The 17,085-nt window shown below is 43.1% G+C and carries 16 protein-coding genes; 5 read left to right on the forward strand and 11 right to left on the reverse strand.

Annotated elements, in window-relative coordinates; translation table 11 throughout:
• Window positions 1–53 precede the first annotated feature (53 nt).
• From V1497_RS15460 to V1497_RS15475, 4 genes are all read right to left on the reverse strand, one after another.
• The gene (locus tag V1497_RS15460) at window positions 54–1,838 is read right to left on the reverse strand and encodes an acyl-CoA dehydrogenase family protein (RefSeq protein ID WP_349408413.1); all 1,785 of its coding nucleotides are present in this window, start codon (window positions 1,836–1,838) and stop codon (window positions 54–56) included.
• 15 nt (window positions 1,839–1,853) lie between these two features.
• Window positions 1,854–3,032: an acetyl-CoA C-acetyltransferase gene (locus V1497_RS15465; protein WP_349408414.1), complete on the reverse strand. Its 1,179-nt coding sequence runs from the start codon at window positions 3,030–3,032 to the stop codon at window positions 1,854–1,856.
• A gap of 12 nt (window positions 3,033–3,044) precedes the next feature.
• Window positions 3,045–5,441, reverse strand: coding sequence for a 3-hydroxyacyl-CoA dehydrogenase/enoyl-CoA hydratase family protein (locus V1497_RS15470; protein ID WP_349408415.1), 2,397 nt, complete (start codon window positions 5,439–5,441; stop codon window positions 3,045–3,047).
• A 683-nt stretch (window positions 5,442–6,124) separates the two neighbouring features.
• Window positions 6,125–7,042: a proline dehydrogenase gene (locus V1497_RS15475; protein ID WP_349408416.1), complete on the reverse strand. Its 918-nt coding sequence runs from the start codon at window positions 7,040–7,042 to the stop codon at window positions 6,125–6,127.
• Window positions 7,043–7,373: 331 nt separating this feature from the next.
• Here V1497_RS15475 and V1497_RS15480 point away from each other — a divergent pair, with 331 nt between their 5' ends.
• Entirely contained in the window at window positions 7,374–7,613 is a 240-nt protein-coding gene (locus V1497_RS15480) for a hypothetical protein (RefSeq protein WP_349410850.1), read from the forward strand.
• A 15-nt stretch (window positions 7,614–7,628) separates the two neighbouring features.
• Window positions 7,629–7,952, forward strand: coding sequence for a spore coat protein (locus V1497_RS15485; protein ID WP_349408417.1), 324 nt, complete (start codon window positions 7,629–7,631; stop codon window positions 7,950–7,952).
• Between the two features lie 114 nt (window positions 7,953–8,066).
• Here the strand turns inward: V1497_RS15485 and V1497_RS15490 are convergent, their stop codons facing one another.
• The 7 genes from V1497_RS15490 to V1497_RS15520 all read right to left on the reverse strand — a co-directional run bounded on the left by V1497_RS15490 (window position 8,067) and on the right by V1497_RS15520 (window position 14,062).
• Window positions 8,067–8,315 carry a YusU family protein gene (locus tag V1497_RS15490; RefSeq protein WP_349408418.1) on the reverse strand — a complete coding sequence of 83 codons (249 nt, stop codon included), beginning with the start codon at window positions 8,313–8,315 and terminating at the stop codon, window positions 8,067–8,069.
• A 65-nt stretch (window positions 8,316–8,380) separates the two neighbouring features.
• Window positions 8,381–9,031 (reverse strand): response regulator transcription factor, encoded by a 651-nt coding sequence (locus V1497_RS15495; RefSeq protein WP_349408419.1) that lies wholly within the window; start codon window positions 9,029–9,031, stop codon window positions 8,381–8,383.
• Entirely contained in the window at window positions 9,021–10,634 is a 1,614-nt protein-coding gene (locus V1497_RS15500; protein ID WP_349408420.1) for a GAF domain-containing sensor histidine kinase, read from the reverse strand. Before V1497_RS15500 ends, V1497_RS15495 begins: the two co-directional genes overlap by 11 nt.
• A 115-nt stretch (window positions 10,635–10,749) precedes the next feature.
• A complete protein-coding gene (locus V1497_RS15505) occupies window positions 10,750–11,304 on the reverse strand; it encodes an NADPH-dependent FMN reductase (protein WP_349408421.1) in 555 nt (184 codons plus the stop codon).
• Window positions 11,305–11,444: 140 nt separating this feature from the next.
• Window positions 11,445–12,527: a copper resistance D family protein gene (locus tag V1497_RS15510; protein WP_349408422.1), complete on the reverse strand. Its 1,083-nt coding sequence runs from the start codon at window positions 12,525–12,527 to the stop codon at window positions 11,445–11,447.
• On the reverse strand, window positions 12,524–13,120 hold the full coding sequence (locus V1497_RS15515; RefSeq protein WP_349408423.1) for a copper resistance CopC family protein: 597 nt from the start codon (window positions 13,118–13,120) through the stop codon (window positions 12,524–12,526). The genes V1497_RS15510 and V1497_RS15515 overlap by 4 nt, the downstream gene beginning before the upstream one ends.
• Before the next feature lie 99 nt (window positions 13,121–13,219).
• The gene (locus V1497_RS15520; RefSeq protein ID WP_349408424.1) at window positions 13,220–14,062 is read right to left on the reverse strand and encodes an alpha/beta hydrolase; all 843 of its coding nucleotides are present in this window, start codon (window positions 14,060–14,062) and stop codon (window positions 13,220–13,222) included.
• A 158-nt stretch (window positions 14,063–14,220) separates the two neighbouring features.
• Here V1497_RS15520 and V1497_RS15525 point away from each other — a divergent pair, with 158 nt between their 5' ends.
• The 3 genes from V1497_RS15525 (at window position 14,221) to V1497_RS15535 (ending at window position 17,075) form a co-directional block, all read left to right on the forward strand.
• Window positions 14,221–14,781 (forward strand): RNA polymerase sigma factor, encoded by a 561-nt coding sequence (locus tag V1497_RS15525; protein WP_349408425.1) that lies wholly within the window; start codon window positions 14,221–14,223, stop codon window positions 14,779–14,781.
• A complete protein-coding gene (locus V1497_RS15530; RefSeq protein WP_349408426.1) occupies window positions 14,778–15,557 on the forward strand; it encodes an anti-sigma factor domain-containing protein in 780 nt (259 codons plus the stop codon). The genes V1497_RS15525 and V1497_RS15530 overlap by 4 nt, the downstream gene beginning before the upstream one ends.
• 171 nt (window positions 15,558–15,728) lie before the next feature.
• Window positions 15,729–17,075, forward strand: coding sequence for a copper amine oxidase (locus V1497_RS15535; RefSeq protein WP_349408427.1), 1,347 nt, complete (start codon window positions 15,729–15,731; stop codon window positions 17,073–17,075).
• Window positions 17,076–17,085 lie beyond the last annotated feature (10 nt).

The raw sequence follows: 17,085 nt of genomic DNA on the forward strand, positions 1-17,085 counted from the left end.
TGGTTTTTCATTTGGAAAAGAGAGTGTTTTGCATAATAGTCAATGGGCTAAAATTAGACGACGTACTTTTCTTCCTCTAACAATACCGCTGCGATTTCACGTTTCTTTTTGATCATATTGCCCGGTGTGTAACGGGTCAATTTCTTCAATGCAGAAAGCATCATGCGGAGCTGATCTCCGTCTTCAATTGCCACGATGGATTCCTTCGCATGAGCTTCAATACGCTCAAATGCTTCCTGACAGAATACTTCGGTCAATAGGATCTTCTGCTTCGCTTTTTCTGCACCATGCTTTTGAATCGCTTTTTCGGTACGGAGTACGACCGATTCAATTGCATACGCTTCGCTCACGATATCTGCAACGTTCGACAGTACCTCTTGTTCGTGCTCGAGCTTTTCACCATACTTCTGAACGCCCAAGCCTGCAATCATCAAGAAAATCTTCTTCGCATTCTTTACGAATTGCTTTTCTTGAGCCAATGGTTCATCACTTAATTCCTCAGGCATAAGCATCATCAATTCATTTTGCAGTTCTGTGGCTTTTTGCAGAAGCGGAAGCTCACCCTTCATCGCTTTACGTAGCAATGTGCCCGGAACCAGCAATCGATTGATTTCATTCGTACCCTCGAAAATTCGGTTGATACGGGAATCACGGTACATGTTTTCCACTTCATACTCGGACATGAAGCCATATCCACCGTGAATTTGAACCGCTTCATCGACTACATGGTCAAGTACTTCTGAAGCGAACACTTTGTTCAAGGAACATTCAATTGCGTATTCCGCAATCCCTTTCGCCAACAGCGAACCATCCTTTTGTTCTTCTGGTGACAGCACGCCTAGTCGATCTTCGTACATCCCTACTGTTCGATAGACGGAGCTTTCTGCAGCATAAGATTTAGCCGCCATTGTCGCCAGCTTTTCTTGAATCAATGTGAAACGGGAAATCGGCTGCTTGAACTGCTGACGTTCATTCGCATATTTAATCGATACATCCAATGCTCGTTTCGCTGCCCCTACACAGCCAACCGCAAGCTTGTATCGCCCGATATTCAAGATATTGAAAGCAATGACGTGTCCACGTCCCGCTTCACCTAACAAATTCTCTTTCGGAACATACGCATCTTCAAGAATCAGCGTACGTGTAGAAGAGCCTTTGATCCCCATCTTCTTCTCTTCTGGCCCAGTCGATACACCTTCATAATCACGCTCTACGATGAAAGCAGAAAACTTGTCGCCATCAATTTTTGCATAGACGACGAAAACATCAGCAAATGCAGAGTTCGTGATCCATTGCTTCTCACCATTCAAAATGTAATGGGTTCCTGCATCATTCAGCTTGGCGACCGTCTTTGCACCAAGTGCATCTGATCCTGAACCTGGCTCAGTCAATGCATAGGCTGCAATTCGTCTACCGGAAGAGAGATCAGGCAAATATTTCTGCTTTTGTTCTTCGTTACCGAATAAGACGATCGGCAACGACCCGATTCCGACGTGCGCTCCATAACTAAGTGAGAAAGAACGTGCTCTTGCGAACTTCTCCGTAATGATGGAGGAACTGATTTTATCTAGAGCGAGTCCGCCGTATTCTTCCGGCACATCCGCTCCTAGTAATCCTAATTCTCCAGCCTTCGTCAACAGCTCACGAGAGATATCGAATTGATGATTCTCAATCTTCTCAAGTTGAGGAACGACTTCCTTGACGACGAAATCCTCTGTCGTCTTCCCCATCATATACTGCTCATCTGTAAAATCTTCAGGAGTGAAGACGCTTTGCGCCTCGACTTCCTCTACAAGAAAACTTCCGCCTTTTGCTGCTTTTTCAACACTGCTCGACATAGGTTTTACCTCCCTTTACTGAATCAATTCAAACACGCCTGCGGCACCCATACCGCCGCCAATACACATCGTTACAACACCGAACTGTTCGTTACGACGAATCATTTCATGCATCAACGTCAAAGTGAGTTTCGCCCCACTGCATCCAAGTGGGTGTCCTAACGCAATCGCTCCACCATTGACATTCACCTTCTCTTCATCCAGACCAAGCTTTCGGATCACCTGAATGGATTGAGAAGCAAACGCTTCGTTAAGTTCGAACAAGCCGATATCCGATTGCTCCAAGCCAGCCAGCTTCAACGCCTTCGGAATGGCTTCAACCGGGCCGACGCCCATGATCTCAGGGGCAACACCAGCTACTGCAAATGAACGGAACTTCAAGATCGGCTTCAAGCCTTCTGCTTCCGCTTTTTCTCGGTTCATGACGAGAACAGATGCTGCACCATCACTCATCTGAGAAGAGTTCCCTGCGGTAACGCTCCCTCTCGGAGAGAATGCTGGTCGCAATTTACCTAGCACGTCAAGGGTTGTGTCTGCACGAACCCCCTCATCCTTTGAAAACATCATCATTTTTTCTTGAAGTTTATTTTTCTCATCCACCCAACGTTTCGTTACTTCAACCGGAACGATTTCATCATCAAATTTCCCTTCAGAAATTGCTTTTGCTGCACGTTGGTGGCTTCGTAAAGCAAACTGATCCTGATCCTCACGTGAGATTTCAAATCGGTTCGCAACTTCTTCTGCCGTGTAGCCCATTCCCATGTAATATTCAGGTCTTGAATCAAGTAATTTAACATTCGGTTTCACGACGTGACCTGGGACAGGGACCAAGCTCATCGATTCTGCGCCACCTGCAATGATGGCATCCGCATGCCCGATCATGATTCGTTCAGCACCATAAGCGATGCTCTGTAATCCGGATGAGCAATATCGATTGATTGTGATAGCTGGAACGTTATCGGGTAATCCTGCGAGACCTCCAATCAAACGAGCCATATTCATACCTTGTTCTGCTTCTGGGATCGAACAACCCATGATTAGATCATCAATTGGTCCTTCATATCCTCCTGCTCTTTTGAGCGTCTCCTTTACTGTAAGGGCGCCAAGGTCATCTGGACGTACATTGGCGAGCGTCCCTTTCTTCGCTTTTCCGACAGGTGTTCTTGCACCTGCTACAATAACGGCTTCTTGCATCTTCACCCCTCCTTAGTTGCGTAGTGGCTTTCCTTTGACGAGCATATGTTGCATACGTTGTTGGGTAAGCGGTTCTCCGGCAAGACTCAAGAAAGCTTCCCGTTCTAGATCTAATAGGTATTGTTCATCGACGAGTGTTCCTTCTGGAACGTTTCCACCGGCGATGACGTAAGCCAATTTCTTAGCTATTTTTAAGTCATGGTCAGAAATCATGTTTCCGAATTTCATCGTCTGCGCACCAAGGTACATGGTTGCGTATCCAGCTTCACCTGCTACAGGAATCAATTTGCGTTGTGGCGGGCGATATCCTCTGTTATAGAGTGACAGCACTTGTTGTTTCGCATCGTGAATGAGGTGATCCCCATTTACACTGATTCCATCCTGCGGTCGTAAGAAACCAGATTCCTTCGCTTCGTGAGCAGAAGTAGACACTTTCGCCATTGCAATCGATTCGAATGTCTGGATTGCAAGCTTTTGCAGATCCGGCTTCACATCCTTCGGAACTTGCTCCAGCAAACGGGTATAAAGTTCTTTGTTCCCGCCACCCCCTGGGATGATTCCGACTCCTACTTCAACAAGACCCATATAAGTTTCAAAGGAAGCCTGTAGACCAGCAGCTGGCAAGGAAACTTCAGTACCTCCGCCGAGTGTCATGTTAAACGGTGCTACGACGACTGGTTTTGCACTGTAGCGAATCTTTGCCATCGTCTGTTGGAACTGACGGACCATAAAGTCCAGTTCAAAGAAATTATCATCCTGGGCTTCCATCATTATGAGCATCAGGTTCGCTCCGACACAGAAATTCTTTCCTTGGTTTCCGATGACGAGCCCTTTGTAATTCTTCTCGACTTCATCAATTGCATATTGGATCATCTGGATGATATCTGGACCGATTGCGTTGTTTTGGGAGTGGAACTCGAGCAATGCAACGCCGTCTCCAATATCGATCAGACTGGCACCCGTGTTCTTCTTAATGACCCTGTTTTCATCCTTTAGTCGGCTAAGACGGATCACCTTCGGGTTTTCATCAGCCTGGGCATATTCCCCATTATTATAGAAGGCGATGTTCGTTCCTTCTTGCTTGTAAAATTGCTTCTGACCCGTTTCAATCATTTGATTGATCCAATTCGGGATCGTTTCTCCTTCTTCCTTCATGCGGGCAACTGATTTCTCCAATCCGATTGCATCCCACGTTTCAAAAGGACCAAGTTCCCAGCCGAATCCCCATTTCATTGCATCATCGATCGCTTTAATGTCGTCAGCAATTTCAAATGCCTTTTCGGCTGAATAAAGAAGAACCGGCTTTAGAATCGACCAGACGAGCTGTCCAGCCCGGTCATCTGCGTATACAAGCGCTTTCAATTTATCCGGCATGGTCTTAGCCTGCTTGCTCATTTCGACCGACGCCGTTTTCAGCTTTTTCCTTGGTCCATATTCGAGCGTTTCCGGATCAAGCTCTAGGATTTCACTCTTTCCATTCGACTTTTGCTTCAGGTAGAATCCTTGCCCGTTCTTGCTTCCGATCCATCCCTTTTCATTCATTTTTTTCATGAAATCAGGAACATCGAAAACCTTCTTTTCTTCCCCTTCAACTTGGTCGTATACATTCCTGGCAACATGGATGAACGTATCCAGACCGACAACATCAAGCGTTCTGAAGGTCGCACTTTTCGGACGTCCGATGGCTGGTCCTGTAACGGAATCAACCTCTCCGACGGAGTAGCCGTTTTTGAGCATTTGTTGCACCGTCACAAGTAAACCATACGTTCCGATCCGGTTTGCGATGAAGTTCGGTGTATCCTTGGCTTCAACGACACCTTTTCCAAGAACATCCTCACCAAATCGGTTGATGAATGTTAATACGTCTTGGTTCGTATCTTTTGTTGGAATGACTTCTAATAATTTCAGATAACGAGGCGGGTTGAAAAAGTGAGTCCCTAAGAAATGAGCTTTGAACTCATCACTTCTTCCTTCCACCATGGCATTGATTGAGATTCCGGAAGTGTTCGAGCTGACGATTGTACCTGGCTTCCTGTGCTTCTCAATTTGTTCGAAGACTTTCTTCTTCACATCCAAATTCTCAACAACAACCTCGATGATCCAATCGACTTCCCCAAGCTTCTCCAGATCATCTTCCAGGTTCCCTGTTTCAATCATCTGAAGATGATCCTTGGAGCTGAGCGGTGCAGGCTTTTGCTTTAATAATTTCTGTTTAGCCGTCTCCGCCAACTTGTTCCTTACAACCTTGTCATCAAGGGTGAGCCCTTGGGCTTTTTCCTTTTCATTTAGTTCTCTCGGAACGATATCCAATAGAATACTCGGAATACCTACATTAGCTAGATGCGCAGCAATACCGGATCCCATTACTCCAGAACCGATGACTGCAACCTTACGAATGTGATATGACATGATGAACCTCCTTTGTATGAATGAACACTCATTCATTTTTTCTGCAAAAAATAGAGCTTGCTTAAATTTGTACAAGATGGACATTTCTGTACTTGAACTGTCTCTATACCTACTATAAAAAATTTGGCGCTTTTTCGCAATACAAATTTCAGAAAATTAACATGATTTAGTCTACTTATTTTCCATACCTTGCTTGACTACAGTAGATCCTGGGGTTTTCAAAAATTCTTTTTAGCTGCTCAAGAGGGACAGTTTTTCGGGATAGCCTTCTTTTCACCTGCTTTGACCGAGAGTGGCTCCCCTTGAATGAGCATATACACAATATCTTATGCTCGAAAATGCGAGTTGATGAAAAAAGGATAATGGCCTGGGCGATATTGGAGTGGATTAGCGTTTTTGTAGATAATTCTTCATTTTTGTAGGTAATTTCTCATTTTTGTAGATAAAATTTTATTTTCGTAGATATTTCTATTTTTTCGTAGATAATCCGAAATTTTTGTAGATAATCTTTGTTTGCGTAGTGCTTCTGATCTTTTTTCAGGAAAATCGTCAGTTTTTAAAGAGAGTTGATAAAAAATGACTCGGAAATCTGAAAAAAAGAGCAGATATGACTAAAAAACGCTCCTAAACGTAATGTGGAATAAAAAAAGTGCCAGGCATCTAAGCTGGCACTCTTCATCATTCTATTTTCCGAAGATCCCTTTCAACACGAACGCAACGTTGGCTGGACGCTCTGCAAGACGTCGCATGAAGTACCCGTACCAATCGTTTCCGTAAGGGACATAGACTCGCATCGTATACCCTTCATCACGCAGCTCACGCTGGCGATCGATGCGAATTCCATATAACATTTGGAATTCAAACTGATCGAGCGGGATGTTATGCTCCTTCACCAATTCTTTCGTATAAGCGATCATATTGTCATCATGCGTTGCAATTGCTGTGTAATTTCCATTGAGAAGATGCATTTTAATGATTTTCTTGAAATTCTCATCAACATCTTTCTTATCCGGAAACGCAACTGACGGAGATTCCTTATACGCACCTTTTACTAGACGGAGGTTCGGATTATAAGAATCCAGATCTTCAATATCTGAAACTGTACGGTACAGATAAGCCTGCAGGACTGTTCCGATATTTTCATACTCCGATTTCAATTCTTTGAATATATCAATGGTCGCTTGACAACGCGATTCATCTTCCATATCGATCGTGACGAACACATCATACTCATCAGCGACTTCCATAATCCGTTTCATATTGGCGAGCACCAATTCACGGCTGATATCCAATCCCATGGAAGTCAATTTCAGCGAAAGCTGGGAATTCAAGTTTTCCTTTGAAATAGCTTTTATCGCTTCAATACAATGGTTGGTCATTTCCCTTGCTTCTTCTTCGTTATCAACGAATTCACCGAGGTGATCGATGGTTACAGGAAGATTCTCATCGTTCAGCTTTCGAATTGCATGCAATGAACTTTCCAATGAAGCGCCAGCAACGAAACGACCTGCTCCGAAACGAAGGCCATATTTCTTCGCCATTTTGGTGGCTACTTTATTTTTACCCATGAATAAGAAGAAGTTTTTTAATAGTTGTTCCATCAGCAGATCCCCCTATGATAACGGATACAAAATTTCTTGATTATCTATGTGAACGAAGTTTAATTTATTTAACTTCCAACAGTATTTTATCATTTTTTCGACAACTTTTTTACTTTTTTCAAAATTTAATTTTTTCTTCCTTTTACCATAATAGGAGTGGATTCAAAATGTGAATGGAGAGTTTATGATTTTGAATAAATCGGGCCTTTCCCCATCTCCACTCTTGAATAACATCTTTCTTGCGTGGCAACCTATTTTTGAACTCAGAATCCCCTAAAAGGAGGAAAGAACCGTGCAACAACAACAATCCACTCAAAACCAGCAAGGAATCATGCCTCAGCCACCAAGAGTGATGACCTCTAAGGATCAGCTATACTTAACCGACATGATGAGTTGGAATCTATTAGCTGCGAAAAAATGCAGGCATTTTGCCAACCAGTGCCAGGATCAAGAAGTAAAGACGGCGATCGAACAAGCTGCCCAAATGCATACGAGGCATTATGATCAATTGCTCCAGCATCTTCAAAGCCACCTTGGTGATCAAATGCAAAGTCAAAATCTTTCTCAATAAAGGAGGGCCTAGCGAATGACCATACAAAATCCGCAAACGAATACACCACAGACGCCGGATATGAATGATCGGGATTTCATCAATGATATTCTGGCAACGGAAAAATATATGACTGATGCCTATTCAACGGCTATGAATGAAGCAAGCCATCAGGCGCTTTACCAGGACATTTCCGCAATCGCGAAGGAAACGCAGGAGTGTCAGCGAAATTTGTTCAATGTTATGTTCCAGAAGGGCTGGTACTCCTTCGATCAAGCCCAGCCTCAAGCCTTACAGCAAGATTATCAAAAGTTCACCGGTTATAAACAACAGCTCCCGAACGGAAGTACAATGCAGTAGCGCTATTATGGAACCATACCCGGTTCTTTATGTACAGCAAACGTACCCTGGGAACTTTGATGTAGAAAATAAAGAAAGATGGGCCAAACGCCCATCTTTCTTTTGTAGTTGCATCTATTTTTGTTCGTTTCGATATTGTTGGTTCATGTCCCGTACTTCCTCAATCAATTCCTTCATGCCTTCTTTCGCATCGGGGTATTTTTCATTCCAATGCTTTACAAGGGGTGGCATTGTTTTTGACATATGCGTATAAAGCGCCCACATGCGAATCTTTTCTTTACGTTCTTCACCTGCTTCTCCCACCATGAGCTCCGTATATTTTGTCATGAGGCCATCAAATTGTTCCTTCAATTTTTGATCCATCAACGTCACCTACCTTCGTCATTTCTTGTATCGTAACACATCACCCACTCAGTCAAAAAAATGGTCTAGTCTTTAAACCATTTGTTCTTCATTGCGATGACAGCAGCTTGTGTACGATCATGAAGACCGAGCTTCCCTAAAATATTGCTCACATGAGTTTTGACTGTCTTCTCAGTAATGAAAAGCTCTGATGAAATTTCTTTATTGTTCCGTCCAAGTGTGATCTGGTAAAGAACATCCTTCTCGCGCGCCGTCAACTGATTGAACATACGCTCTGACTCCATGTTTTTAGAGCCCGTATTCACATGATTCAATAGCTGTGTCGTTGCGGACGGATGCAGATGCGTTTGACCTGCATGGACGGCCTTGATCGATTTTACAAGCTCGTCAGGTTCAATATCTTTCAATTGATAGCCGTCTGCTCCAGCTTGTAAGGCTGGAACGACATGGTCCTGATCCGAAAAGCTTGTCAGTACGATGATTTTCACATCAGCTTTCTCTTCCTTGATCCGTTTGGTGGCTTCGATTCCATCCATGACTGGCATGGTCAAATCCATAAGCACGACATCTGGTTGTAGTTGATCGACCATTTCAATCGCTTCTTTTCCATTGGATGCTTCTCCAACTAGTTCGATATCGGATTGTGTACTTAGAAAGAATCGCAAGCCCTTCAACACCATGAGATGATCATCGACAAGTAGCACTTTAATCCCCATTGTTCTCTCCTCTTTCATCTGTTATACGAAATTGCACGGTTACGGTGGTTCCTTTGTTACGTACACTTTCAACCAACATCTTCCCACCCATGATTTCCGTACGTTCTTTCATGCTCGATAAGCCGAACGACCACTGCTGCTCAGATTCTGAAGCAGGAACAGTGAAACCACAACCGTAATCGATTATCTGCAAAAGAATATCTTTTCTTCTCCGTTGCAAGCATAGATAGACCTCATCTATCCGAGCATGCTTATGCACATTGTTCAACGCTTCTTGACCGACCCGCCACATTGTTTCTTCCACCAACCGTGGTATGTTTCCAACTCCTTCAATCCGCTCATGAACGGTCAGCCCTAACGATTCCCCATATTTTTTCAAAGAATCGATCACACCTTCTTCGAGGCCGGCTGGTTTGAGCTGCCAGATCATCGTTCTCATTTCTCCGACAACCTCTTGGGAAAGGGATTGTATTTCTGCAAGGGAATCTTCAAGTGTTTCATCTTGAGGCATTTTCTTTATATACTCCCTTAATCCTCGGGCAGTCAAGCTAAGTGAAAAGAGTTTCTGATTGACCGAGTCATGCAAATCCCTCGCTAAGCGATTCCGTTCCTCAATCAAAGCAAGTTCCCTTGATCTTTCAAAGAGTCGTGCTTTTTCAAGAACAAGTGAGACATGATCCCCCAAAGCTTTAAGGACATCGGCATCAATCGGGGGCGTATGAGATTCATCCCAGGAACAAATCAAACACCCGATCCATTCCTCTCCAATCAATAGTGGTAAGAGGATTGCCTCATCATCCAAATTTAGACCAAAGGCACCTAAATCCTTCTGAAGCTCCGGTTGCCTGAGGGTAGTGTCCAGCTTTCCATCAGAGGAGATTCGATAATGTTTATGAATTGATGTTGTTTGACCTTCACGGAAAACAGATCGCAATGCTAAAGCGTGTTCCTCTTTCATAAGGAGCGCCAATGAGTCCAGGTTGAACGTTTTTCCGATATGGTTGACAGTGTGTTGCGGAAGAAGGTGAAGGTCATTCATTTTCCAGATCGCACGACTGATTTCGTCCAGCTTTGAATATTGTTCAGCTTTCGTTTGTTGGGCTTCATAAAGCTTCGTCCGTTTGATCGCAGTCCCGATTTGAAAGGATACGGATTGAAGTAGGTCCAATTCATCTTCTGTGAATTCATTTTTCCCCGGTTCAGCAACATTAAGGAGCCCGAACTTTTCTCCACCTGCAATTAACGGCACAGTAGCATGGTGGGTGATCCCTTTCGTATCTCCCCACTCGTAGTCGATGGCGTCTTCAATTCTTTTGCAATTGATGATATTTACCGCTTTTTGCAAGCGACCATCCCACACTTTATCAAGACACCAGCAGCTTCCCTCACACATCGGCTTCTTTTCATCCCAGCTCAAGGCAGGAGGAAGATTCACATCCGCGACAAAGGCATAAATCGGTTCTTCATTCGTAAGAAAGATCCATCCAGTCGATAAATCCGTCACTTCCAACAATTTTTCCAGCACAGATTGCAGCATTTCTCTTAAATCATTCGATTGATTCAATGTTTCTGCAATGACTTTCAATGTATGTACTCTAGACATATGCTTCGCCCCCTTTCTGCAATTAATAAGATAAATATGTCGATCGAATCAAAAATAAATCCGCCATATCAGGATCTATCACTAGATTACCATGAAATGACGGATTGATATCGTTTTATAGGACTTGTTCATTTGTTATCGCTGCGGATTTCTTTGATAACGTAACAAGTAAAGTTGCCATATCTTCCAAACGTCCTACGGCTTCACGGTCCACTAGGTTGTACTCGTCATCATAGCAATACGGGTCAGAAACGAATTGATCTGGAAGCACAAGAGCATATAATCCTCTCAATACAATCCGCATATTGTTCAAGGCATTTATACCGCCTTTACTTCCACCTGAGGCTGCAGCAATTGCTGCCGGTTTATGTTTGAAATGGCTTCCTCCAAGGAAATCCAATGCGTTTTTCAATGCACCGCTCATACCATTGTGATATTCAGGCGATGCGATGAAAAATGCATCAGCCGTATCGGCTTCTTTTTTCAGCTTTTGAAGTGATTCATTCTGATCGTTCTCTTCATCTCCAGGGAAAAGGGGAAGCTTTTCAGTACCAAGATCAAAGAAAGTCACTTCAGCACCTTTTTCTTCTAATAGCTCTTTTGCCAACCTCGTGATTCCACGGGTTCTCGATTTCTCCATCGGACTGCCATTTACAACTAAAATTTTCATAAATCAATCACGCCTTTAATCAAGTTATACCTTTATTATATCGAACGTGCCTCCATCCGGCATCCTTAAGAGGTTGGAATATTTCCTCATTCAATGGATGTAGTGTTATCAGACATTTCTACGACTATTGTTGTAGAAATCTAAAGTACACCTGAAATCAATGCCATATAAGCACTGAAGGTTACCACTAAACCTGACAGGACGCTGACGATGATCGGCCATCTTTTCATGATGCTGAACGTGGTAAACGAGATCGTGGCAGCAGTGACAATCGCCCAGATGGTAGATGCTTTCGTCCATGCAAACGTCAATATCAATTGCGGATCAATTTCTCCATCGTATTGGAGCATGAAAAGTGGAGATGGCTCTTCTTGAAGCAATGTCCGCCAAACCTCATGGGGAGGGACTTGCTGAGAAAGAAAACCGGTCACCGCAAAAACGAATAGGATGATGATTGTTTCCCCTTTTAAAGATCTCTGTATATGTGCGCTTCCGCGTAGCTTGATCGACTTTTTCAAATAGATACTGTGTATGATGGCATAAAGGAATAATGGTATGAGCAACAGGTGCTTGATGAGCAGAGCTTGACCATAATCCAGAACCCATGAATCCACATATTGCGGTGCTACTATTTCATTGATAAGGAGGCCACCACCCGTCAAAATCAGGACGGTGCCGATTGAAAAAGGTGTAAACCAATTCAAGAACGGTAGCCATCTGCTATTTGGATCAGCACTCCACGATACATACAGCAACACGCCGACCCAGCTGACAATGGCACTTACATGAATGAAGTGAGCAAGAAATCCAAGGACCGGATAAAGAGAAGCGGAATGGCTGGCAAACGAATAAGTTCCAATTAGAATCGCCATCAGGAATAAGCCTAACCTTGCATAAAAAGTGTTATTGGATAAATTATTCTTGTAGACGAGCAAGAACAGAATAATTGAAACCAACACACTCGCAAGCCATGCTTTTCCGATTGTAAAAGTAAACAAGACGGAAGTAAAAGTTTCCCAGTATCCGATACTTTCAGATAAATAACGAATGATATCGAGCATCAAAACAAACGTAATGACTGGTACTGTACCAATCAACCAAAGAAGCAGCTCTTTTGAAATCGTTACTTTCGGTTTCTGATTTGAAGGTATGGATTCGAGCAACAAGCCTCCTACAAGTAGGGAATAGACGATATACAGGACGGCTTTGAAGAGGATGATCATGCTGTCCCCTTCCTTCTAACCATCCAAAATAGAAAGGCTGCACCGCCAAGGATTAATATCCCTGCAAAAATGAGGACGATGGGCGATAACCCATCTTCAACCTCCCCTTTTTCCGTCAAGCCATTTTGGTCTTTCGCTCGATCAGTTTCATTGCTCGTATCCTCATCCTGTTGTTCTTCTCCAATTGCCTCATCTTCCTCAACCTTCTCCGATGACTCCTCTTGCATTTTCGTGTCATCCTTAACTGTGAATGTATAGTCGCCCTCTACAATATGGCTATCTTCAGAGACGATTTTGTATTTGACTTCATATGTTCCTGATGCGAGGGGATCACTCAACTCTCCGAGCATAAGGTTGCCGTCAATTTGAATGGTATTGACGTCAATTGATTGATCGTTTTGATCTTTTATCGAAAATTGACTGCCTTCTTCAATATCTGTGCTGAATTCAAACGTTACGACATCAACTGCATACCCGACAACCTCGCCCTCGCCAGGGGTTGTCCCCACCAACTCCGCATGTGCGGAAGTTACGAGCGGTTGACTGAGTACACCAAGTAGGATCGTAATACCGATGATAATAAATTTGTACATAAGATCGATTCCTTTCCAACGATTACATCGAATCCATCTTACCACCTATATCAACGGCTTTCTACTTTGTTCACAAATCATTCTTATCTCTTCTCTCCATCAAGACAAGAAACTTCGCACGGCAAATTGAAACCGGTCCTTTTCTTCTAAGAATGGATAATGATTACTATGTTGAAAGCGAAGAAAAGTTGAATTCATGAGCAGACCGTGTAATTCTTCAGAGCATCGGATTGGACACTGTACGTCGTTTTCCCCACAAATAATCAATACTGGAAGTTCAATATTGGATAATTCGCTTTTGTAGTCGAAGTAAGGGAATTCGTTCTCGCTGTAATAATCCAACCGGTCAGTAGATATTTTTTTGAAAACATCTGCAGAAAAGTAGGTTTCATATTTTTCTGGTTCATTTAACGAGAGCTTTATACGTTCCCTTGAAATCAGCTTCCTCTCATCAGGATGAAGGTTCTTCATTTTAAGCTTTGCAATCAGACTTTGCATCCGTTGATGGCGAGGATGTGCATCGTTATAGATGCTATCCATATCAGAAGCGTAGTCCCCACTTGCGGCACTCCCTACTACAATCAAGTGATTCAATGAGTCTGGAAAGTCGATTGCATATCGTAATCCTAGCATTCCACCTGTAGAGTGACCTGCATAAGTCCAACTCTCAATTTCCAGACCTTCTCGAATTGAATCAAGATCTTTTACTGTTTCGCTCATCGATAATTCATTTCGTGACTGGTATCCTGTTGATTTTCCTGTTCCTCGAAGATTGATAAGGATGGTTTGATTGTGACGGGTGAACGTATCTGCGAAATGGTCACCCGTCTCATTGAACTCTGAATAGAGATGGGTTACACATACAGGGTTCCCTTCGCCTTTCGTGAACACTTCAAATTGTCCTCGATCCGTATGAACGATGTGAGCTTTCCAATTTCTCAATGTCTCACTCCTTTCCTCCAAACGACCTCTTAATGGAGAGATTTCCCCTTTTTAATGATCCAAAACCACTGATTGATCGTATTCTTGGTAGCATTCTCTTTGAAAGGATTGATATCTAGGATATGCTTGAGAAAATATTAATAAAAAAGGAGAATGAAATGAATGAGTTGGATACCGAGCTCTATGAAAGGGTTATAAGGCAAGACAAAAAAGCCCTCGAGCTCTTATATGAACGTTACGAAAAGCTACTATTTTCATTTGCATATCGGATGACGAAACGGAAGGAACTTTCAGAAGAAATTGTCCAAGAAGTTTTTATTAAGCTATGGACGAAGCCGGGGATCTACGATCAATCAAAAGGGAAATTTTCATCCTGGCTTTTAACCGTCACTCGGAACACGAGTATCGATCAATTAAGAAGGAAAAATGAACAAAACTACGAAATAGAAGAGCGGGATTCCTTACAGGAGAATGAACCGTCCATTGAAGAACAAATTGAATGGAAAGAAGAAGGAAGGCGTCTACAAAAAGCAATGAAGTTTCTAGCGAAAGAACAAAAGGAAATTGTCGAACTCTTTTACTTTAAGGGATTATCACAAAGTAAAATCGCAGAAGTGTTCCAGATTCCACTTGGAACCGTGAAAGGACGACTGCGGCTTGCACTTAAACACTTACGAAAAGACCTGGATTCTACTGGACAAGGGAGGGATAGCGTATGAATAATCAAAATCATTGCGACTTGCTTCTAGATTATTTTAATCAGTGTCTCGATGAAAAAGAAAAGGAACGGTTTGAGGCACATCTTGCAAAATGTAAAGCATGTCGTGAAGAATTACATGAATTAGAAGAGCTGACAGCTGATCTCCCATACGCTTCAGAACCTGTGGAACCAAATGATGGAATGAAAGACCGGATTCTATCAAGTGTATTTGAGCAACCTGTTGAAAACGATGGATTCAATCCTGGAAAAGCGGAAAAAGCTACTGTGGACCCTATCCAAGAGACCGCTGTTCTACGAGCAAAGAAAACATCTCCAGTGAAAAGATGGCTTCAACCATTGCTGGCAGCCTCACTCCTCCTATCACTGACGGCTAACGTCTATTTTTATATGAATGATGAGCCTGCCCCACTCGCAGTCCCAGATGAAGGCGTCAATCAAGTCTTGAAAAACGTAGAGTTGGCAGCCACCGAAGGGTTTGATGCACGAGCTCAAGCAACTATGATTCAAAAGAAAGACGGTATGTCTCTTGTAATGCAAGCTGAAAACCTTCAAAAGCTTTCTGGTACAGAAGCCTATCAAGTCTGGCTGATCAATTCGAATGGTGAGAAGTTCAGAGCGGGAACATTCCTCCCGAATCACAAAGGGCAAGGTGGAGTCATCTATCCTGTCAATATCGAAGGGGAGCATGAATGGGATACGATCGCAGTAACCTTAGAACCTACACCCGATAGCGAACAGCCAAAAGGTCAAATTATACTTGCTTCTAAGTTATAAGGAAGGATAAAAGAACGTCAACTGACGTTCTTTTTTTATCGGTTAATCAGGCATTCCAACAGGCTTTTTGACCAAAACGTAATATGAAAATAAATTTTTTCAAGAAAAAGTGATCCAATTGGTGATCTCTCTCGTTAGCTTTACAAATAAACAAAAAGGAGAGATTCACAAATGAACTTGAAAAAAGGACTCATCGCCATTCCGTTAAGCACATCTTTATTTTTAGGTGGTGTAGCAACCACAGCATTTGCAGAGGATCATGCAAAACCGACTGTTACCACCCCAGCATCCGAACTACGAACATCTCTCGATCATCTCCTGAGTGAACATGCATACTTAGCGGTCGAAACGATGCGAAAAGGAGCAGAAGGGGCTGGCGATTTCGAACAAGCCTCTAGAGCATTGATGGCAAATGCAGACGACTTAAGTGCTGCGATTGCATCCGTTTATGGGGATGAGGCTGGAAAACAATTCGATGAAATGTGGAAAGGACATATCGGATTTTTCGTGGATTATGTAAAAGCGACTGGTGCAAACGACGAATCAAAGAAACAGGAAGCACTCGACAATCTGGCAAACTACAAACAAGAATTTTCTAAGTTCCTAGAAACGGCAACGGAAGAACGACTTGAAGCCGGCGCACTCGCTGAAGGTCTTCAAATGCACGTAAATCAATTGATTGGTGCATTCGATGCCTATGTGGCTGGAGATTATGAGAAAGCATACGAATATGAGCGTGAAGCCATCAACCATATGTATATGGTAAGTAAAGGGTTGTCCAGTGCTATTGTTCAACAGTTCCCTGATAAATTTGAGAATACGAAAGCAGTGACTCCTGCAAATGATTTACGTTCACACTTGAACCACCTGTTAACAGAACATGCTGGCCTAGCGATGATGGCAATGCAAAATGGCATTGATGGCTCAGAAGACTTTGAAGCCTCTGCTCAAGCACTCGCGAACAATACAGAAGATCTAACAGCAGCTATCTCTTCTGTTTATGGTGAAGAAGCAGGCGCACAATTCAAGGAAATGTGGTCCGGTCATATCGGGAACTTTGTCGAATATGTAAAAGCGACAGGCGCAAATGACGAAGAAAAGAAACAGGCAGTACTAGATGCCCTTGCAGCATACAAAGCGAACTTCTCTCAATTCCTTGAGACAGCGACAGATGGTCGTTTGAAGGCGGATGCTCTGTCTGAAGGCCTTCAAATGCACGTTGATCAGCTAGTTGGTACATTTGACAGCTATGTTTCGGAAGACTATGATTCGACGTATACAAATTTAAGAGAGGCCTATGCACATATGCTGAATCCGGCTAAAGGACTATCAAGTGCATTCGTTGACCAGTTCCCTGATAAATTTATGGGAGAAATGCCGACTGAAATGCCGAAAACAGGTCTTGGTGGAACAGCTGATCAGGGTATTTCTCTAACATCCATCCTCTTAGCAGGATTTGCTGCTTCAATGGCAATAGCAATGCTAGCTGTAAGAAGGTTTAGCGGCCAAACAAAATAACGAAAAAGCT

It is taken from the genome of Pseudalkalibacillus sp. SCS-8 (assembly GCF_040126055.1).
Taxonomy (GTDB): domain Bacteria; phylum Bacillota; class Bacilli; order Bacillales; family Fictibacillaceae; genus Pseudalkalibacillus; species Pseudalkalibacillus nanhaiensis.